This is a genomic window from Candidatus Pseudothioglobus sp. uisw_142, assembly GCF_059512465.1.
Genome location: NZ_CM183452.1, coordinates 246,685 through 266,747 on the forward strand (window position 1 = coordinate 246,685; position 20,063 = coordinate 266,747).

Sequence of the window (20,063 nt, forward strand, 5' to 3'; positions counted from 1 at the left end):
TTGTCACAAAAAGACACAAAATTAAAAAATATTAAAATATTTTTTATATATAATTTCCCGCAAGTTAAACACTACTATATTTAACTTATTTCTCCTTTTAATAGTAGACTAACCCCACACTCTTATTCGAGGTGGGGTTTTTTATTTTAAGGATTTTTTTAATTCATTTCTGGTTTAAAAAATATTAGCAATTTGGGTAATAAAGTAAGATTAACAAATACTGCACTGAGCATTGCAATTGCCATAAATATTCCAAAATATATGCTTGGGATAAAGTTTGATAATATTAAAACCAGAAATCCTATAGCAACCGTTGCTGCCGTATAAAACATAGAAACACCAATAGAGTTATGTGCTCTATACATCGAAGCTTCAAAATCAGCATCAACCAAAAGTTCTGATTTAAATCTACTAATATAGTGTATTGCATTGTCAATACCGATCCCAATAGCAATGGCTGCGATTGTGATTGTCATTATATCCAGGGGTATTCTTGCTAAGCCCATTAATCCAAGAATTATTAAAGACGGCATTATGTTTGGAATTACTGCTATTAGAGCAATAGAAACTGACCTAAATACAATCAAGAAAAGCATAAAAATGATTGTAAAAACTGTAAAAATAGTTTTAACTTGTGAAGAAAATAAACTTTGAAGAAGATTGTTATAGAGTGAAAACGTTCCAGTGAAATAAAACTCATCCTCACTGAAGTAAAAGCTTTCAACTAATTCTTTTTTGACATCAATGATTAATTGATTCCTATCTAAGTCGGTGGTTGTTTCCTTGATTCTAGCAACGATCCTGATTTGATCAGTTTCGTCTGAAATATGAGGCTTTAAAACTTGTGATTTTGCAAACTCAGGCATATTGTTTTTGCCAAGCATAAGTAAAAACCCATTAGGCGCTTTTCCATCATTTGATTCTTTGAGGACTTGCATAAAGGTGTCAATGGATAAAACTTTTCCGATACTGGGGATGCCGTCAAGATATTGATGAACATCATGGAAGTCCTCTCTTAGGCCTGAATCTGCCCAGTAAGCACTTGCCAAATCATTAAATACAATTTCAAGTGGAATCGTACCTCCCAACTCTTTGTCAATGAAATTTAGCCCCTGATAGATTTCAGTATCTTTTTTAAAGTAATTGATGAAGCTATTTTCTACAGAGAGTTTACTTAGGCCAAAAATTCCAATAGCACTGACTAGTGCGATTCCTAAAATTATATTTTTACCACCTTTGTCTGTAGCAATGGCTAACTTTTGAAGTACATAAAATTTTTCAGTTTTGTGTGATGTTTGAGAAGTTGGAAAGAGGGTCATGACTAATGCAAAGCCGACAAATGATAATACAAAAGCAACCGTTACGCCAATACTCATCATTAAGCCAAAATCTATTACAGGCTGAACATTGCTTGCGGTGAGTGAAGCAAATGCAGCTATCGTTGTGACTACAGTATAGAGGCATGGCCTCAACATTTCATTTAGAGTTCTTCGAGTGATTTCATCATTACTCATTCCTGTCTGTTGATTTAAGATTTCTCTATATCGAACAACTAGATGAATGATAACTGAAAGAGTCATGACCAAAAGGAGTGAAAAGAAATTAGCAGAAATCACTGTCACCTTCCAGCCTATAGCGCTAATCAATCCAGTCATAAATAAGGCACCAATGATACTTATCGCAATTGGAATTAATACCCATCTAACTTTATGAAAAAAGAGTGAAAGCATTAATGACATAGCTAGGATTACTGCAAGACTAAATATAATTAAATCACTCTTTATGAAATCAATCACATCATTTCTAATCATCGGGACCCCGCCCAAGTATAGTTTTGCGTTATTTTGATATTGACCCATTGTGGTGCGAATCTCTCCTATTAATTGCTTTAATGAATCGTCATTCATTATTTCACGTGGATCCTCAGTTGCTAGAGGGATTAATAAGGCTGTGGTTTTTAAATCAGCACTGACAATATTATTAGCGTAAAGGGGGCTGGTTTTAAACTCTTTAGCAACTAAGTTTTGGTCTGCTTTTCCGTTATCAATAGTGTAAACATCACTTGCTAGTTCAACTAATGAGAGTGGCGGTGATTGAAAAAGTGAGACATCTAAAATTGATATGACTGAACTAACTCCATTTATAGCTAATAAGTCACCCCTTAGTGAACTTAGGTAAGTCAGTTGTTCTTTTGAAAGAACTGTTCCTTTTTTAGCTGTATAGCTGATGACTAAAGACTCATCTGAGCCAAAGGTCTCTTGAGTATCAAAGTAAAGTTCTAGATTATTATCTCCATCTAAAGATAATGATTCTGATGAAGCATCAAGGGAAAAGTGTTGTATCTGAAAAAATGATGAACCAATGATCACTAAAAATGCCAATAATGACCAGATAGGCTTCCTAGTTAAAAAATTTAAAATTGAAGTAAGCATGCCTGCCTATTCCAAATCAAAAAGAGAATTTTTTAGGTGGCTCATGACCTTTCATGAATTCTAGATGAGTCTCAAAAAGAGATTTAGAGTTCCAAATAAGTTCAGTTTCTCTTGAAATAAGAGTGGCGTGCATCTGATTTTTAGAGCCTAAGACAACAAATAATTTTCCACCCACTTTTAACAGTTTTTTTAATTCATCTTCAATATTGGGAAGAGCAGACCCAATAATAATTGCATCAAACTGCGCCTCTTTAAAGTTTGAACTATTAAAAGTATCATTAATTAGGTTGATATTGATTATCTTGAGTTTATCTATATTTTCTTTTGCTTTGACATGTAAGTCATATTCTATTTCTATACTTGTCACAGAGTTTGATAGTTTTGCTAGCACCGATGTTAAGTAGCCACTTCCAGTCCCAACCTCTAAAATGTCTTCATTGCCTTGAAGATTTATACTATCTAAAATTCTTCCTTCTATTTTTGGAGAAAACATCTTATCTAACTCATTAAGAGGTATTTCAATATCTGCAAATACGAGTTTTTGATATTCCTCTGGCACAAAGTTCTCCCGTGGAATATCTGAAAGCGCTTGATTTGCTCTTACATTTAAACCGCCCCAAGGTCTTATTTGTTGCTCAATTACATTTTTTCTTGCTTCTTTAATATCCATAATTAACCTACTTTCTTTTCCTTGGTGGCATTAAGTCAGTAATTGTTCCTTCAGCCATTTCTGCTGCAAAAGCAGTCGTTTCTGATAATGTTGGGTGAGCATGAATCGTTAAAGCAATATCACTCATATCACAGCCCATTTCAATTGCTAGACTCGCCTCTGCAATTAAGTCACCTGCATTTGATCCACATATTCCCATGCCGAGAATCTTACCTGATTTAGAATCAAAAAGGCTTTTTGATACTCCCTCAGTTCTTCCAATGCTCAGACTTCTTCCAGAAGCAGCCCATGGAAAAACTCCTTTTTCAAATTCTATTCCAGCTTCTTTGAGCTCCTTTTCAGTTTTGCCAGTCCATGCAACTTCTGGGTCTGTATAAGCAACAGAAGGAATAGTAAGCGCATCAAAACCAGACTTTTCACCACAGATAACTTCAGCAGCAACTTTAGCTTCATGAACTGCCTTATGGGCAAGCATTGGTTGGCCGACAACATCTCCAATTGCGTAGATGTTGTCAATATTAGTTTTCATTTGTTTATTTGTTCCAATGAAGCCATTGTCATTAATATTGACTCCAGCTTTCTCAGCGTCAATTAACATTCCATTTGGTGTTCTTCCAACTGCAACTAAAACCTTATCAAAAGTATCTGACTCAGGTGCATCTTTACCTTCAAATAGGACTTTAATGCCTTTCTTTAGGGGCTCCATTGAAGTAACTTTAGTGTTTAAAAAGATATTTGCATAATTTTTCTTAGCTTTCTTAAAGAGTGGATTAACAATATCTTTATCAGCAGCAGGAATGATTTGACCTCCGAGTTCAACAATCGTAATTTCAGTACCAAGAGCATCATAAATTGTGGCCATCTCAAGGCCAATAATCCCACCACCAACTATTAGCATTCGTTTCGGTACGTCATCCAAAAGAAGTGCATCAGTCGAATCCATCACTCTTTCATCATCAAAAGGGAACATTGGGAACTTAGTAACCCTAGATCCTACAGAGATAATGCACTGTTCAAACTCAATAACTTCATCACTTCCATCCAGACTAACTTGATTTTTAGATAAAAATTTGGCATATCCATTAATCACTTTTACTTTTCTTGCTTTGGCAAGTGCATGGATTCCACCTGTAAGTTTATTCACTATGCCGTCTTTATTTTTCTTAACACCTTCAAGATCAATTTTAGGTTTTGAAAAAGTGATCCCAAGTTCACTTGCATGCTTACTTTCGTTAATTACTTCAGCCGTATGAAGAAGAGTTTTGGATGGAATGCAGCCTACATTGAGACAAACTCCGCCTAATGATTCATAGCGCTCAATTAGGGTCACTTCTTTTCCTAAGTCTGCAGCTCTAAACGCTGCAGTATATCCGCCAGGACCAGATCCAATAACTAAAACTTGAGTTTTAATCATAATAACATCTCCATAATATTACTTAAGACTTGATTTAGTTCAGCCATAAACCTTGCTCCTTCAGCGCCATCAATGACCCTATGGTCATAAGAGAGTGCCAATGGAATCATTGCTGTTGGTTCAAAAGTGCTACCATTCCAAATTGGTTTAATTTGAGTTCTTGATACACCTAAAATTGCAACCTCTGGGGAGTTGATGATCGGCGTGAATTGTGTGCCACCAATCCCACCTAAACTGGATATCGTGAAACCAGCCCCCTTCATTTCACTTGAATCTAGTTTGCCTTCCCTAGCTTTCAAAGAAATATCTGCAAGCTCCTCTGAAAGCTCAATCAGTGATTTTTTATTAACATCCTTAACAACTGGAACTAGGAGTCCATTAGGGGTGTCTACCGCTATTCCTAGATTGAAGTACTTTTTAAGTATGAGGTTTTCACCACCTTCATCCAAAGAGGCATTGAAGTTAGGGTGGCGCTTTAATACTTGAACAATTGCCTTCATGATAAAAACTAGAGGACTTAATTTGATATTTTTTTCTTTTTGATGCTTACGAAATTTTTCTAATTGATCAATATTTACTTCATCAAATTGAGTGACATGTGGAATTGTGTTCCAGCAATTAGAAAGATGTTTGCCAGATAATTTCTTAATCCTGGATAAAGGAATGGTTTCAACATGTTCATTTGAAGTCCCATGAGTGACAAGATCTTTTACAAAGGATTTTAGATCTTCCTCAAGAATCCTACCTTTTTTTCCTGTTCCATTAATTCTGGATAAACTAACTCCAAGCTCTCTAGCTAGTTTTCTGATTGAGGGCGACGCATGCGAATTTGAATCAGTTTTCAGTGAAACTTCCTCAGTTTGTTTTGTATGATCTTGTGATACGGTCTTCGTGATAGTTGGCTCATTATCATCATTGATTTTATTATCAGGTTTCTTAGGTTCTTCCACTGAATCATCAGCTTGATCTGCAGAAGCTGAGTCAATTTCTAGGATAAGTATGAGATCACCTTTAGCTACCTTATCTCCAACCTTTATTTCAAGGCTAGTCACCTTTCCAGAAAAGGGTGCCGGAATTTCCATTGTAGCTTTATCAGTCTCAAGGGTGACGATGCTGTCATTTTCATTTACAACATCTCCAACCTTTACCAGTACTTCGATAATATCTACGGCATCAAAATCACCAATATCAGGTAACTCTACATTTTTTTGAGATAAAGCTAAATTAAGGTTTTGATCACTATCTAATTTTGATGTTTTTGATTCTTCAACTGAATCATCAGCTTGATCTGCAGAAGCTGAGTCAATTTCTAGGATAAGTATGAGATCACCTTTAGCTACCTTATCTCCAACCTTTATTTCAAGGCTAGTCACCTTTCCAGAAAAGGGTGCCGGAATTTCCATTGTAGCTTTATCAGTCTCAAGGGTGACGATGCTGTCATTTTCATTTACAACATCTCCAACCTTTACCAGTACTTCGATAATATCTACGGCATCAAAATCACCAATATCAGGTAACTCTACATTTTTTTGGGTAGGCATATGTACTATTAAATAGCTTTATATTTGAACAACGCAATTATCCCAAATTTACTCTATGAAAGGCGATTAATGTTAAAATTAATTTAAACTATAAAACGATAAATAATCCACATTTCCTCTTCTTTTTTTAACTCTAGTTATTAATTTATGTCTCTTGCTCTTTCTACTGATAACCTAGCTAAAACATATTCCAATAAACTTGAAGCTTTGAAAGGTATCAATCTAAAGGTAGAGAAGGGTGACTTTTTTGCATTATTAGGCTCCAATGGTGCTGGCAAAACAACAGCAATCGGAATTATTTCAGGATTATTGAAGAGCACTTCAGGAGAAGTGATCATCGATGGCTTGAATCAAAAAAAGCATGTGAATGAAATTAAGCAAATGATTGGGCTAATGCCTCAAGAGTTTAATTTTAATCCTCATGAGCCAAATATCGAGATCCTAATTAACCAGGGTGGTTACTTTGGAATTCCTAGGAAAGAGGCTAAAATTCAGGCTGAAATTCTTTTAAAAAAAATGGAACTATGGGATAGGCGTTTTGATGTTGCTCAATCCCTATCGGGAGGAATGAAAAGGCGTTTAATGCTTGCAAGAGCTTTAATGCATAAACCTAAAATTTTAATTTTAGATGAGCCAACAGCTGGAGTTGATGTCGAGATTCGACAATCGATGTGGCATTATCTTACGCAGCTCAATAAAGAGGGTATGACAATCATATTGACTACTCATTATTTGGAGGAGGCGGAGTCCTTGTGCCGAAATATTGCGATTCTTAATAATGGTGTATTAGTTGAGCAGTCTAATATGAAAAAACTCCTATCAAAAGCTAAGAGGCAAGTCATTATCATTGATACAATTGAAAAATTACCTGAGAGTATTCAAATAAAAAACTGCGATTGTGAAGTCATAGATGAAAATACATTACAAGTTTCTCAAGGTGAAGGCACAACAATCTCTGATGTCATTTCAGCACTATTAGCTCAAAATATAAATGTTTTACATTTGAGAAGCTCTCAAAATCGTTTAGAGTCACTCTTTTTATCACTTACTAGTTAAATATTTATGTGGATTGCATTTAAAACTATTGTTATTAAGGAGATACTGAGGTTTTCTAGAATCTGGGTTCAAACAATAGTGCCACCAGTTATAACAACCTCACTATACCTTCTAATTTTTGGTGGACTGATGGGGTCCAGAATTGGTCAAATGAGAGGGATTGATTATCTTGATTTCATCGTTCCTGGAATCATCCTGATGACAGTAATCATGCAATCATATGCAAATACAGTGTCCTCATTCTTTATGACAAAATACAATAATAGCTTTGAAGAATTGCTTGTATCAACCACACCAAATTGGGTAATATTATTAGGCTTTGTGAGTGGCGGTATCGCTAGAGGACTTTGTGTTGGAGCAGCTGTAACATTTACAATTTCTTTTTTTGTTGAAATTCAAATTCATAACTTTTTGATAATTGTAGTCACTTTCTTTTTAACATCAATAATGTTTGCATTGGCCGGCTTTATCAATGCAGTTTATGCGAAGACCTTTGACGATATTTCTATCATTCCAAACTTTGTTTTACTGCCACTGACTTATCTCAGTGGAATGTTCTATAGTATCGATATTTTGCCTAGTTTTTGGCAGAGCTTGTCAGCATTTAATCCCATCTTCTATATGATGGATTCTTTCAGATTAGGTTTTTTAGGTGTAAGTTCTGTAGAGCTATGGAAGGCTTTTTTGATCCCTGGAGTTATGATAATTGTATTAGCTTTCGCTGCAAATTTAATGCTTAATCGTGGTGTAAGTATTAAGACAGAGTAATATAGCACCTCGCAAACCCGGTCCTCATAAGATATCCACAAAAGTTTGTAATTAGTTTGTAATGAAAGCAATAATCTAACTATTATCTTATATGTTTAAAAAGTCTTTAAAAATTTCAAAAATAAGTTATTTTTTATTCTTAATAGTTATGTTTACTATTAACTCAAAAGCGATTGCTGTTGAAGACCTCTCATATCCATTTAATTCAGACAGTGGAAAGTACTGGCAATACATTAGTGATCAAGTGATGGGCGGTGTTTCTGTTGGTAAAGTTACTCTTGAGCAAGATGGAGAAATGTTTTATGCAAGACTTACAGGCAATGTAAGTACAAGGAATTATGGCGGTGTTATTCAATTACGCACAGGAATTTCATTTGCAAATTCTGAAAAAGATGGCAAAAATCTTCAGGGAGTTCGCCTCAATGTAAGAGGCAATGGTGAAACTTACGATATCCATATATTAACAAATGATATGGCTTATTATGGAGACTTTTATTCTGCAACCTTCCAAGCTGATCCTAATTGGAAAATGATTGACTTGCCATTTAATAAATTTGAACGCAAGCGTTACAATTCTTCAAAGTTAGATGCTAAAAATATAAGAAGCTTTGCTATTGCTGCTTATGGCCGTAATTTCACATCTGATGTTTCAGTCTCAACAATAGAGTTTTACTATTAGAGAATATTCTTCAGAGCCTTCTGAGGATTAGCAGGCTGATCATTTGTATGGCAGTGAACTCCCCCGCCAGCTGCCCAAGAACTTAACATTTCAATTAAATACACGTCACGATTTGGAAAGTAATTCTCGATACGAGATTTAGCTGAAATATCTGTTTCAAGATTCCCAAAGCCAGGCACAATTACAAATCCGTTACCAACTAACCAGTTCATGTAATTTGTATCAAATTTCTGATTTTTATATTCTACAAAGCCCTCAATGGGCTCTCTAATTACAATAAGTCCTGCTTTCTCTATTATTTTTGCTGCATTATTATAAATCTCAGCATCTTTACTATCTGGTTGACATAAAGATCGAGATGTACATTGAACTACAACAACAGTTCCTACCCCAATAAACCGTGCAATACCATCAATGTGTCCTTTGGTAAGGTCTCCATCTGGAATACCTTCAATGAAGATCACATTTGTTACACCAAAGTGTTTCTTCAGATCAATTTCAGCCTGTTGTTTGCTATAGTTCAAATTTCTACTTGGATCGCCTATAGTGCTCCAATTTAAAATAACTGTATCTAATCCGTTAAACTCTAGGTTGCCACGCTCATGAACTATATTTATGTAATCAACAGGCATATCAAGTATTGCTCCAACTTTGTCTGGGACCGTATTATCTAAGCTAAAAGGGATATCTGAGCCAAATGCTCCTCCCCATGCATTAAAATTCCAATTTTGAATTCTTAATTCATTATCTTCTAAAATATAAATAGGCCCATTATCTCTCATCCATGCGTTGTCATTAGGCACTGCATGCCATTGGATATTATTATTTTGAGGGTTTGCTCCTATGCTATTTATCGCATTATGCGCCTCTGTATAATTTTTTTTAGAATTATATAAAATGTGTAGTTTTTCATATCGAGAAATAATCGCAGATATCTTCGCAAAGGTTGGTTCATATTCTTTTTCCCAATAACCAGGCCATTGCATCCAAATTGCCTCTTGATTCTCCCACTCAGCTGGAACACGTTTTGTTGAATTGGTTACTTCATTTGCAGAAGTATTAATGCCTATCACTGAAAGTAAAAGTGCTATAGAGAAAAACCAAATTTTACTTTTTCCTATTGTGTTAATTCTTTTGTCCATCTTCCCCATTTTAAATAAAGAAAGAATGATACTTTTGCATATATCAAACTAGATTTGGACTTTGGTCAAAGTTGGCATATAATCCTATTTTTTCTAGGAATTTCTTTGATGCGACTTGCTAAATATGAACAACAGTTGAAGTGGTTCGCACTATTCCTCGGCATCCTAAGTACAATTGCCATTATCAATGACTTGTATCCTTACACGATGTTTATTGGACTTCCATTTTGTTTAATCTGGGTTTACTGTGCCTGGCTTCATACTGAAAAACAATTGAAATGGATTAATATAATTTTTACTGGGTTATATACATATGGAATAGTGAATTACTATATTTAAAACTAAGTAATAAAGTATTATTCATCTTCGATGAATTCAAGCAGTAATCAAACTAAGGCGTACGATTTTAAAACTAGAGATATAAAGGTTTTAAAAAAGCTATTGCCGTATTTACTTAAAATGCGAGCCCGTGTTATTTGGGCTGTTAGTTTTTTAATGTTGGCGAAATTGGCTAATGTCGCAGTTCCACTTGCACTAAAAGAAATCGTTGATAGCCTAGATCAGACGAATATAATATTGGTATTGCCACTTGGCATGTTGCTAGCTTATGGCCTTTTAAGACTAGCAAGTTCATTATTTAATGAGCTTCGTGATGCCATTTTTGCCAAAGTTCGTTATCACGCAATGAATTTAATTGCACTTGGCGTATTCAGGCATTTACATACTTTGGATTTATCCTTTCATTTGGATCGACGCATTGGCGGTATAACCCGTGATATTGATCGGGGAACTCTAAGTGTCTCAACCTTACTCTCCATTTTTGTCTTTAACATTCTGCCTTCTTTGTTTGAGATATGCTTAGTAATTGGTATTATGTGGCTAAATTACGACCTGCTTTTTGCTGGTGTCTCTTTATTGACAGTATTGTTTTATGTTGCGTTAACAATGGCTATTACTACTTGGCGAATGAAGTATCGCTATCAAATGAATGATATGCAATCCGAAGCCAATACCAATGCTGTTGATAGTTTGATTAATTACGAAACTGTCAAATACTTCAATCAAGAAAAATTTGAAGTCGATCGTTATGGTGAGACGATGCAGCGATGGGAAGATCTTGCTACTAAAAGCTTTACCTCGATGACAGCGCTTAATTTTGTTCAAGGTGCGGTAATTGCTATCGGCGTGACCATTGTTTTGATTATGGCAGCACAAGGTGTAGTTGAAAAAAACCTTAGCTTGGGTGACCTTATTATGATTCAAGCACTCCTCTTACAGCTCTTTATTCCACTTGGTGGTTTGGGTATTATTTACCGTCAAATTAAACATAATTTCATTGATATGAATAATATGTTTGACCTATTGGATCGCTCCTCAAAAGTCACTGATATTGCTAATGCATCAGAGCTTAATGTCACTCAGGGTGAGGTTAAATTTGATAACGTCTCTTTTGCTTACTTAGGTAAGAACGAGGTTTTGAGTAATATTAATTTTGTTCTTAAACCAGGCCAAAAAGTAGCAATTGTTGGCCCTTCTGGTGCTGGCAAGTCAACACTTGCTAAGCTTCTCTTTCGTTTTTATGATATTTCTAGCGGTGAGATACATATTGACCAGCAGGACATTAAACAATGCACCCAAGATTCAGTCCGCGCGTCAATAGGTGTCGTACCTCAAGACCCTGTAATGTTTAATGAAAGCATTTATTACAATATTGCTTATGGTCGTGCAGGTGCAACTGAAGTTGAAGTTAAGGAGGCAGCAAAGCTCAGTTTTATTGATAACTTTATTGACTCCTTGCCGCAAGGTTATGACACTCTGGTTGGTGAGAGAGGTTTAAAGCTCTCAGGTGGTGAAAAGCAGCGTCTAGCAATTGCTCGTGTGCTGTTAAAAAATCCATCAATTTTGATTTTTGATGAAGCTACCTCGGCGCTTGATTCATATTCAGAGAAAATGGTGCAAAAGGCGTTAGCGAGTTTTTCACATAAACACACAACATTGGTGATTGCTCATCGCCTTTCTACCATTGTGGACGCTGATCAAATTATTGTCCTTGGTAATGGAACTATTGTTGAACAAGGTATGCATCAGCAGTTGCTAGATCTTAATGGCCAATATGCAAGACTTTGGCAAATACAAGTCAACAAGCAAGATCAGACTTAGCTTAATAAAAAAAATGTGTATTAGGTATGTATCTAAAAATAGTCATTAAAAACTTGATATCAAGTAGAATCAAAATTTACTCATTATGAAATACTCTTTATGAAAAAACTACTCCTAATTTTTTTCACCTCTATCAGTTTAAATGGGTTTGCTAGTAGCCCAATATTAGATGATGGCTCAGTGAAGCCAATGCCTGTGGTGGACTATGTAGATCTTGAACGATTTATGGGAGATTGGTATGTCATTGCAACTATCCCGACTTTTCTTGAAAAGGATGCATTCAATCCCGTTGAAACCTATCAATTATCTAGTGATGGGAGTATTGCAACGACCTTTACTTTCAATAAAGGGGGTTTGAATGGGCCAGAAAAAATATATCGACCTCGTGGCTTTATTGAAGATAAGCGCACTAATGCGATTTGGGGTATGCAGTTTATCTGGCCAATAAGGGCGGATTATAGAATTGTGTATTTAGATGATGACTACCAACAAACCATTATTGGGCGCAACAATCGTGACTATGTATGGATTATGGCTCGAACGCCAACGATTTCTCAAGAGGATTACTCAAACTTAGTGACATTGGTAGGCGCCCTTGGATACGACCTAGATGCTTTACGAAAATCTACTCATTCCAGTAACTAGGAGCCAATTACACCCTCTTCACCATTCATAATTCTTCTAATATTTTCACGATGAGTAAAGTAGATAAAAAGATTGATTAGAAAAATAACCGTAGTTGCTCTCACATCATGAGTGGTTATGAAATAAAAATAAATTGGAGAGAGCAGCGTTGCAGTTAAGGCTGCGATGGAAGATACTTTCATTACTTTGGCAACGATTAGCCATATAATCGAAAATGTTAATCCTACAAAAAAATTCAACCCTATAAGACCTCCAAGGTATGTTGCCACTCCTTTGCCACCTTTAAATCGATAATAAATTGGGAAAACATGTCCAAGGAAAGCGCTAAGAAGAATAATTGTTAATTCAAATAGGGTTAGTCCAAAATAATGAGCAAGCATGACTGGTATTGCGCCTTTAAGTCCATCAAAAATTAGAACAAATGCTGCAAGTTTTTTACCACCAATTCGCAGAACATTGGTAGCTCCTGGGTTGCCAGAACCTTTGGTTCTTGGGTCCGGTAGATTGCAAATCTTACATATAATTATGGCACTTGAGATTGATCCAAGTAAGTAGCTACCAATTAAAAAATATAACAATAAATTCTCCTGTCACTGTTTAGAACGAAATTTTTAATTACCCGCGAATTATATCAATGAAAGGAATTTATTGTGGTTATTAGTGTATGTCACAAAGGTATCATGATAGTTTTTAATTAATTTATATAAAGATTATGGATATTGTTTTTGTGCAAGGACTTAAAGTTGATACGGTAATAGGTATTTATGACTGGGAAAAGAAAATTCGTCAAGATATTGTTCTAGATATAGAGATGTCATCTGATATAGCTGCGGCAGCAGAAACTGATCATATCGATCAAGCCCTTAACTATAAAAACGTCTGCAAGCGCGTTGCCGGTTTTGTTCGTGAGTCAAAATTTGAACTTGTTGAAACCTTGGCTGAGCGAATCTGCCAGATCATTCTAAATGAGTTTAATGTTCAATGGGTCAAATTAAAGCTTAATAAAGGGGAGGCAATTACGGGTGCTGAGGGAGTGGGAGTAATTATTGAGAGGTCAAAGAGTTAATGAGCCTGCTGCATCTTAATATTGGATCAAACCAAGATAGACGAAAAAATATTCGTTTAGCACTAGATCAGCTCCAACCTTTCTTTACTAAAATTACTATTTCTTCAATTTTTGAGAGTCCTTCTGAGGGTTTTGAGGGCAGTGATTTTTATAATGTTGGGGTCAATGTTGAAACCAATAAAAGTGCTTCTGAAGTGATACATTTTTTGCATCAAATTGAAGACTCGCTTGGAAGGAATCGAGAGCTCCCAAAATTTTCTTCGCGGATTATTGACCTTGATCTTGTTTTGTATGATGACTTAATTGATGAAAAATTAAATATACCTCGAAAGGACATTCTTAAGTATGCATTTGTCTTAGCACCACTTTTTGAACTGAATCCTGAAGGAATACATCCTGAAAAAAAGGTTCTTTATTCAAGCCTTTGGAAAGATTTCCAGAGTAATCAGGATTTTGATTTGCACAAGTATAATATTGATAAACTATATAATTAACCTTATTTAAATTCGATATCTAAAAGATAATTATTCATATAAATAATGAGTGTTATAAACCGAATTTATCTATAATTTATTTTTAAAATTAAAATGACCAATAACATGAAAAAAATAACAGCACTAACATCACTAATTGTTCTATCAGTTTTTGTTTTTTTTACTAACACTACTCAGGCTGAGTTTGTTGCTGGAAAGAATTATGTTGTTCTAGATAAACCTGTTGAAACTCAAACTGGAGATCAAATTGAGGTTAGAGAGTTGTTTTGGTATTTTTGTCCTCATTGTTTCTCTGTTCATCCTATGCTTGAAGAATGGATGCAGACTATGGATAGTTCAGCTCAATTGGTTCTTCAGCCTGCTGTTTTCCCTGGGTGGGAGTATGGCTCTACTTTTTATTATGTTTTAGAGGAATTGGGTGAACTTGACCGATTACACTCAGCATTGTTCGATGCGATTCATATTCAGAAATTAAAACTCAAGACTCAACAAGACTTCGTGACATGGCTTGCTATAAATGGAGTAGATGAAGCCAAAGCAAATAAAGTTTGGGAATCATTTCCAGTTAAGGTTGCAGTGAATAAAGCAAAAGCTAGTACATATAAATACCGTATTACTGGAGTTCCTGCATTTATTGTAAATGGAAAATATATGGTTAATGCTACAAGCGCTGGGAGTGAAGAGAGAATTTTTGAAGTAATCGATTATTTAATTCAAAAAGAAACCCAATAATACATGGATAGGCCTAAAGCCGATTCAGTTTTAGTACTTTCGGGCTTAGATCCATCAGGTGCTGCTGGGATTGCTGCAGATATAGAGACTATCAATCAATTTGGACTGACTCCGCTTCCAATCATTACTCTACTAACTGCTCAAAATACTCAAAAAGTAGAATCATTAGAAGTTACAAAAAATGATCTTTTGGAGCATCAATTTAAGTTAATTGATGAGGACATTCACTTTAATACAGTCAAAATTGGCCTTTTGGGGTCATCAAGTCAGATTATTGCTATTTCTAATCTGATAAAAATTAGAAAACAACTCAATATTGTTCTTGATCCTATTTTAATTTCTGGAACCAATGAAAATTTAAGTTCCATTGAGATCATGGAGGCTATGAAAGCTCATCTTTTCCCTCTTTGTTTGGTGCTAACACCTAATCTAGCAGAGCTTAATGCTCTTGCTCCTGGTTTAGATGAACAGGCGGCAGTCGCGAGCCTTAACTGCCCGTGGATTCTTGTAACCACTTCTGACAGTTCAGAGGCTGAAATTGAGCATCGCCTCTATCATGAAGCTAAGCTAATTAAAAAGTTTATTTACGATAAATTACCACACAAATTTCACGGTTCAGGCTGCACCCTTTCAAGTGCAATTTCAGCGTTAATTGCAAGCGGTGATGATGTTGATGTGGCTTGCAATAAGGCACTTCAGTATACTTATCAATGTCTATTAAACGCAAAAAAGCTTGGTAAAATGCAATTTCATCCAAATAGAACTTCATCTAAACTAATATGACCTTTATCGAACAATGGCTAAGATCTGATATAAAAAATATCGACGCTTATCATGTGCCTGTTTCAAAGGATATGATTAAGTTAGATGCAATGGAGAGTCCTTTTGGCGTTCCTGAAGATTTGAAAGTTGAATTCTTAAAATGCATTGAGCAGTCTGAGGTAAATAGATATCCTGAAGCTGATCCAAGTCCACTTAAAGATACCCTTAGATCCCTTATGGATATACCTGATGAATTTGGTATTCTCCTTGGGAATGGCTCAGATGAGCTGATTCAGCTTCTGGCACTTGCATGCAGTAAAGATGATTTGATAATGAGCTTTGAGCCAAGTTTTGTGATGTATGAGCTTGTGTCAAAGTATGTTAATTTAGAGTACTTTGGGGTTCAATTAGACTCTAACTTTGATATCAACTTAAGTGATGCACTTTTAATTATCGAAAGAGAGAAGCCAAAGATAATTTTTATTGCTTACCCAAATAACCCAACAGGTAATTGCTTTGATTATGATGCTATTATTGAAATCATTAAATCAACTAACAGTATGGTTATTCTCGATGAGGCTTACTATGCATATTCAGACAAAAGTTTTTTATCTGAAATTTCAAATTTCCCTAACTTACTAGTTTTAAGGACCATTTCAAAAATTGGTTTTGCTGGACTTAGGCTGGGCCTCTTAATTGGAGATCAAGAAACAATAGCACAATTAAACAAGTTGAGACTTCCTTACAACATTAATGCCCTGACACAAACTAGTGCCAATTTTTTACTCCAGGATAAGCAACGAATAATAAATAATGCACAAATAATTATTGAAGAAAGAAGGCGCCTTGCTCATGAGCTTTCATTGTTTTCAAAATTTAAAGTCTACCCTTCACAAACCAATTTTATTCTTGTTCATTCTGAGGATGCACATTCTCTGCATACTGCTCTTAAAGAGAATGGGATATTGATTAAAGGTTTTCCCAAAGGCTCTAAGTTATCAGATTTTATTCGTATTAGTGTTAGTGAACCGGTTGAGAATAATATCCTTATAGATGCAATCAGGAATTACTATGGTTCATAGAGAAGAGTTAGATAATTATTGTAATAAATTCTTATGTGTTAAAAATTTTAAGGATTATGGCCCCAATGGACTCCAAATTGAAGGATCTGACACTATTGATAAAATTATAAGTGGTGTTAGTGCCAATTTAGATTTTATTGAGCTTGCGATTGAAGAAAATGCGGATGCTATTTTTGTCCACCATGGTATTTTTTGGGATAACGAATCTAATTTAATAACGGGGGCGAAGCGTAAGAAGATTGCCTTGCTTATGAATAATAATATCAATCTATTTGGTTACCACCTTCCATTAGATGACCATCCTGAAGTTGGAAATAATGTTGAATTAGGTAGAATCCTTGGAATAAAAAAAATGAGGCCAGTTGAGGATAGTTACCTTTGGCAGGGTGAATTAAAAACTGATTTAAAGAGTTTTTCTAGTTTAATTGAGAAAGAGCTGGGAAGGACGCCCCAGTTATTTGGTGAAATGAAAGAATCAGTAAACAAGATTGCTTGGTGCACTGGTGGAGCACAAGGCTTCATAGATGAGGCTATAAAACTCAAGGTTGACTTATATTTAAGTGGTGAGGTTTCTGAAAGAACTCCTGCAGCAGCTAAAGAGAATGGTATTGCCTTTATCTCAGCTGGACACCATGCAACTGAAAGATATGGAGTTCAGTCACTATGCAATCATCTCAGTGCTAAATTTAAATTGCAACATCAATTTATTGATGTCGATAACTCTGTCTAGTTACATTATCATTTGGAGCCTCCATGGAGCGTGTAAATTTATCTAGTTCTTCTAGCATTAGTAGAATAATTTATGGAATGTGGCGTTTAGCTGACGACATCAATACCTCATCAAAACATATTACTGATAAAGTTAACCTTTGCCTGGGTCAGGGGATAACTTCATTTGATCAGGCTGCTGTATATGGTTTATATTCAGCTGAAGCATTATTTGGAGAGGTTTTGAAAGCTAATCCATCGTTAAGGCATAAGATTGAGATTGTCTCTAAATGTGGCATAGTCAACCCCTCTGATCGATATGCTGGTGTATCTGTGAGTCATTATGACACCTCAAGGGAGCATATTTTTAATTCTGTTGACGCATCTTTAAAGAATATGGCTACAGATTATCTAGATCTACTATTAATTCATCGCCAAGATCCTTTTTTGGATCATCATGAGACTGGAAAGGCTTTAGATGATATTATAAAGTCCGGGAAAGTTAAAGAAGTTGGTGTCTCAAACTTTAAGTCTTGGGACTTCACTCTTCTGCAGTCAGCCATGAAAAGTCACCTAGTTACTAATCAAATTGAAATGTCCTTAGCTGCAACTGACTCTTTTACAAATGGAGATCTGGCTTTTCATCAGGAGCAAGCAACAACAATTATGGCTTGGTCACCTCTTGGAGGCGGCAAACTGATGAAGGATAAAGGAATACTTGGTAAGGCCTTAAAAAAGATAGCCGTTAATCAAAATGTTGATATAGCAGCAGTTGCAGTTGCTTGGTTATTGGCTCACCCAGCAAGGATTTGTCCTGTAATGGGGACAAATAATCTAAATAGGATAGCGAAAATTTCAGATGCTATGAATGTAAAAATGGATCATGAGTCTTGGTTTGAGTTATACACAGCTTCGTTTAATGATGGTAAATTGCAATGGAGACTCCCTTGATTTTATTAAAAATAAGAGTATTTTCTTGATTTCAGGCAATAAAAAGCCGAAAGTGTTGTATATATTTATGAATATTAGGTCTAGTACTTTATAATCTAAAGTCTTTTTAAAGCCTTAGAACATTATGAGTCAAAAATATAACGTAGCTATTGTTGGAGCAACTGGTGCAGTTGGTGAAACTCTAATCTCAATTCTTGATCAGAGAAACTTTCCTATTGAAAATCTTTATCCTTTAGCCTCAAAAAGATCAGCTGGAAGTAAGGTCTCTTGCCAAGGTAAGTCATGGGTGGTTGAAGATCTTGAAACTTTTGATTTTTCAAAGGTCCAGATTGGATTGTTTTCAGCTGGAGGAAGTATTTCGGAAAAATATGCCCCCATTGCAGCTGAACAAGGCTGTATCGTGATTGATAATACTTCACATTTTAGAAGGGACGAGCAAATCCCTTTAGTAGTTCCGGAAGTAAATCCTCATGCAATCGCTAACTATACAAATCGCAATATTATTGCTAATCCCAATTGTTCAACGATTCAGATGTTGGTTGCTCTTAAGCCAATATATGATGCTGTAGGCATCTCAAGAATTAATGTGGCAACATATCAGGCGGTTTCAGGCAGTGGCAAAGAAGCAATTACAGAGCTCACCTCTCAAACTGCTAACTTACTCAATGGTAATGATGTTGAAGTGGAAGTATATCCTAAGCAAATAGCATTCAATGCTATACCCCATATAGATACTTTTCAAGAAAATGGATACACAAGAGAAGAGATGAAAATGGTCTGGGAGACACAAAAAATCTTTGAGGATGAAAGTATTCTCGTTAATCCAACGGCTGTAAGAATTCCAGTTGTATATGGTCATTCTGAGGCTGTTCATATAGAAACTAAAGAGAAAATTAGTGCAGATGATGCTAGGAATTTACTTGAAAAAGCTGAAGGCGTGGTAGTGATGGATCAAAGAGAGGATGGTGGTTACGCAACTCCATTTTCTGAAGCAACTAATAATGATGCAACTTATGTCAGCAGGATAAGAGAAGATATTAGTTTTGAAAATGGGTTAAATATGTGGGTTGTTTCCGATAATATTAGGAAAGGAGCGGCTCTGAACACAATTCAAATAGCTGAAATACTCATCAGAGACTATATTTCATAAGATAAAATCAAATCATGATTATTAAAGAGCGCAAAACAAACGAAACTGACATCAAAATAAGCCTTGAGCTTTATGGCGTCGGAAATTCTAAAATTGAAACAGGTGTTCCATTCTTGGATCATATGTTAGATCAAATTGCTCGTCACGGATTAATGGACCTGACCATTGACTGTAAAGGAGATAATGAAATTGATGATCATCATACTGTTGAAGATATTGGAATAACCCTTGGGCAGGCTTTTTTTGAGGCAGTAGGTGATAAAAAAGGCCTAACTCGATATGGTCACGCATATGTTCCTCTTGATGAGGCGTTATCAAGAGTGGTTGTAGACCTATCAGGGAGGCCAGGATTAGATCTAGGTGTTAAGTTCACAAGGGATAGAGTGGGTTCATTTGATCTTGATCTTATTAGAGAATTTTTTCAAGGGTTTGTTAATCATTCATTGGTCACTCTTCATATTGATAATTTAAAGGGAATTAATTCGCATCATCAAGCTGAAACAGTTTTTAAGGCATTTGGAAGGGCACTTCGAATGGCTACAACTCCAGATGAAAGGCAATCAAATATAATTCCCTCAACAAAGGGTTCACTCTAGAAGGTAACTAGGAAG

Annotated in this window: 21 protein-coding genes; 15 read left to right on the plus strand and 6 right to left on the minus strand. The window is 35.5% G+C overall.

Annotated features, from left to right (window positions below; genetic code table 11):
• Positions 1-158: 158 nt before the first annotated feature.
• Genes AC5YGB_RS01255 through AC5YGB_RS01270 form a run of 4 tightly spaced genes read right to left on the minus strand, consistent with a single transcriptional unit; the run spans position 159 to position 6,057 of the window.
• Entirely contained in the window at positions 159-2,432 is a 2,274-nt protein-coding gene (locus tag AC5YGB_RS01255; protein WP_496137485.1) for an MMPL family transporter, read from the minus strand.
• 16 nt (positions 2,433-2,448) lie between these two features.
• Positions 2,449-3,102: an rRNA adenine N-6-methyltransferase family protein gene (locus AC5YGB_RS01260; protein ID WP_020025135.1), complete on the minus strand. Its 654-nt coding sequence runs from the start codon at positions 3,100-3,102 to the stop codon at positions 2,449-2,451.
• Positions 3,103-3,109: 7 nt separating this feature from the next.
• Entirely contained in the window at positions 3,110-4,516 is a 1,407-nt protein-coding gene (gene lpdA / locus AC5YGB_RS01265) for a dihydrolipoyl dehydrogenase (protein WP_496137486.1), read from the minus strand.
• Positions 4,513-6,057 carry a 2-oxo acid dehydrogenase subunit E2 gene (locus AC5YGB_RS01270; RefSeq protein ID WP_496137487.1) on the minus strand — a complete coding sequence of 515 codons (1,545 nt, stop codon included), beginning with the start codon at positions 6,055-6,057 and terminating at the stop codon, positions 4,513-4,515. The genes lpdA and AC5YGB_RS01270 overlap by 4 nt, the downstream gene beginning before the upstream one ends.
• A 147-nt stretch (positions 6,058-6,204) precedes the next feature.
• Between AC5YGB_RS01270 and AC5YGB_RS01275 the strand changes: the two genes are divergently transcribed.
• From AC5YGB_RS01275 to AC5YGB_RS01285, 3 genes are all read left to right on the plus strand, one after another.
• Positions 6,205-7,113: an ATP-binding cassette domain-containing protein gene (locus tag AC5YGB_RS01275; protein WP_496137488.1), complete on the plus strand. Its 909-nt coding sequence runs from the start codon at positions 6,205-6,207 to the stop codon at positions 7,111-7,113.
• A gap of 6 nt (positions 7,114-7,119) precedes the next feature.
• Positions 7,120-7,881, plus strand: a complete 762-nt coding sequence (locus AC5YGB_RS01280) for an ABC transporter permease (RefSeq protein ID WP_496137489.1) — start codon at positions 7,120-7,122, stop codon at positions 7,879-7,881.
• 91 nt (positions 7,882-7,972) lie between these two features.
• Positions 7,973-8,560, plus strand: a complete 588-nt coding sequence (locus tag AC5YGB_RS01285; protein WP_496137490.1) for a CIA30 family protein — start codon at positions 7,973-7,975, stop codon at positions 8,558-8,560.
• On the opposite strand, the gene AC5YGB_RS01290 is transcribed toward AC5YGB_RS01285, so the two are convergent.
• The gene (locus AC5YGB_RS01290) at positions 8,557-9,702 is read right to left on the minus strand and encodes an agmatine deiminase family protein (protein WP_496137491.1); all 1,146 of its coding nucleotides are present in this window, start codon (positions 9,700-9,702) and stop codon (positions 8,557-8,559) included. The genes AC5YGB_RS01285 and AC5YGB_RS01290 overlap by 4 nt on opposite strands.
• 108 nt (positions 9,703-9,810) lie before the next feature.
• On the opposite strand from AC5YGB_RS01290, the gene AC5YGB_RS01295 reads away from it, so the two are divergent.
• The 3 genes from AC5YGB_RS01295 (at position 9,811) to AC5YGB_RS01305 (ending at position 12,507) form a co-directional block, all read left to right on the plus strand.
• On the plus strand, positions 9,811-10,041 hold the full coding sequence (locus tag AC5YGB_RS01295) for a peptidase (RefSeq protein WP_496137492.1): 231 nt from the start codon (positions 9,811-9,813) through the stop codon (positions 10,039-10,041).
• A gap of 30 nt (positions 10,042-10,071) precedes the next feature.
• Positions 10,072-11,862, plus strand: a complete 1,791-nt coding sequence (locus tag AC5YGB_RS01300) for an ATP-binding cassette domain-containing protein (RefSeq protein WP_496137493.1) — start codon at positions 10,072-10,074, stop codon at positions 11,860-11,862.
• A gap of 99 nt (positions 11,863-11,961) precedes the next feature.
• Positions 11,962-12,507, plus strand: coding sequence for a lipocalin family protein (locus tag AC5YGB_RS01305; protein WP_496137494.1), 546 nt, complete (start codon positions 11,962-11,964; stop codon positions 12,505-12,507).
• Here the strand turns inward: AC5YGB_RS01305 and plsY are convergent.
• Positions 12,504-13,085, minus strand: coding sequence for a glycerol-3-phosphate 1-O-acyltransferase PlsY (plsY, locus tag AC5YGB_RS01310; protein ID WP_496137495.1), 582 nt, complete (start codon positions 13,083-13,085; stop codon positions 12,504-12,506). The genes AC5YGB_RS01305 and plsY overlap by 4 nt on opposite strands.
• A 134-nt stretch (positions 13,086-13,219) precedes the next feature.
• Here plsY and folB point away from each other — a divergent pair, with 134 nt between their 5' ends.
• The 9 genes from folB (at position 13,220) to hisB (ending at position 20,048) form a co-directional block, all read left to right on the plus strand.
• Entirely contained in the window at positions 13,220-13,573 is a 354-nt protein-coding gene (folB, locus tag AC5YGB_RS01315; RefSeq protein ID WP_020027327.1) for a dihydroneopterin aldolase, read from the plus strand.
• Positions 13,573-14,067, plus strand: a complete 495-nt coding sequence (folK, locus tag AC5YGB_RS01320) for a 2-amino-4-hydroxy-6-hydroxymethyldihydropteridine diphosphokinase (protein ID WP_020027326.1) — start codon at positions 13,573-13,575, stop codon at positions 14,065-14,067. Before folB ends, folK begins: the two co-directional genes overlap by 1 nt.
• A gap of 105 nt (positions 14,068-14,172) precedes the next feature.
• Positions 14,173-14,799 carry a DsbA family protein gene (locus AC5YGB_RS01325; protein WP_496137496.1) on the plus strand — a complete coding sequence of 209 codons (627 nt, stop codon included), beginning with the start codon at positions 14,173-14,175 and terminating at the stop codon, positions 14,797-14,799.
• A 3-nt stretch (positions 14,800-14,802) separates the two neighbouring features.
• A complete protein-coding gene (gene thiD / locus AC5YGB_RS01330) occupies positions 14,803-15,582 on the plus strand; it encodes a bifunctional hydroxymethylpyrimidine kinase/phosphomethylpyrimidine kinase (protein ID WP_496137497.1) in 780 nt (259 codons plus the stop codon).
• Positions 15,579-16,643 carry a histidinol-phosphate transaminase gene (gene hisC, locus AC5YGB_RS01335; protein WP_496137498.1) on the plus strand — a complete coding sequence of 355 codons (1,065 nt, stop codon included), beginning with the start codon at positions 15,579-15,581 and terminating at the stop codon, positions 16,641-16,643. Before thiD ends, hisC begins: the two co-directional genes overlap by 4 nt.
• On the plus strand, positions 16,615-17,373 hold the full coding sequence (locus AC5YGB_RS01340; RefSeq protein ID WP_496137499.1) for a Nif3-like dinuclear metal center hexameric protein: 759 nt from the start codon (positions 16,615-16,617) through the stop codon (positions 17,371-17,373). The genes hisC and AC5YGB_RS01340 overlap by 29 nt, the downstream gene beginning before the upstream one ends.
• A 23-nt stretch (positions 17,374-17,396) precedes the next feature.
• Positions 17,397-18,302 carry an aldo/keto reductase gene (locus tag AC5YGB_RS01345; RefSeq protein ID WP_496137500.1) on the plus strand — a complete coding sequence of 302 codons (906 nt, stop codon included), beginning with the start codon at positions 17,397-17,399 and terminating at the stop codon, positions 18,300-18,302.
• 124 nt (positions 18,303-18,426) lie between these two features.
• Positions 18,427-19,452 carry an aspartate-semialdehyde dehydrogenase gene (locus AC5YGB_RS01350; protein ID WP_496137501.1) on the plus strand — a complete coding sequence of 342 codons (1,026 nt, stop codon included), beginning with the start codon at positions 18,427-18,429 and terminating at the stop codon, positions 19,450-19,452.
• Positions 19,453-19,466: 14 nt separating this feature from the next.
• The gene (gene hisB, locus AC5YGB_RS01355) at positions 19,467-20,048 is read left to right on the plus strand and encodes an imidazoleglycerol-phosphate dehydratase HisB (protein ID WP_020024729.1); all 582 of its coding nucleotides are present in this window, start codon (positions 19,467-19,469) and stop codon (positions 20,046-20,048) included.
• Positions 20,049-20,063: the final 15 nt, after the last annotated feature.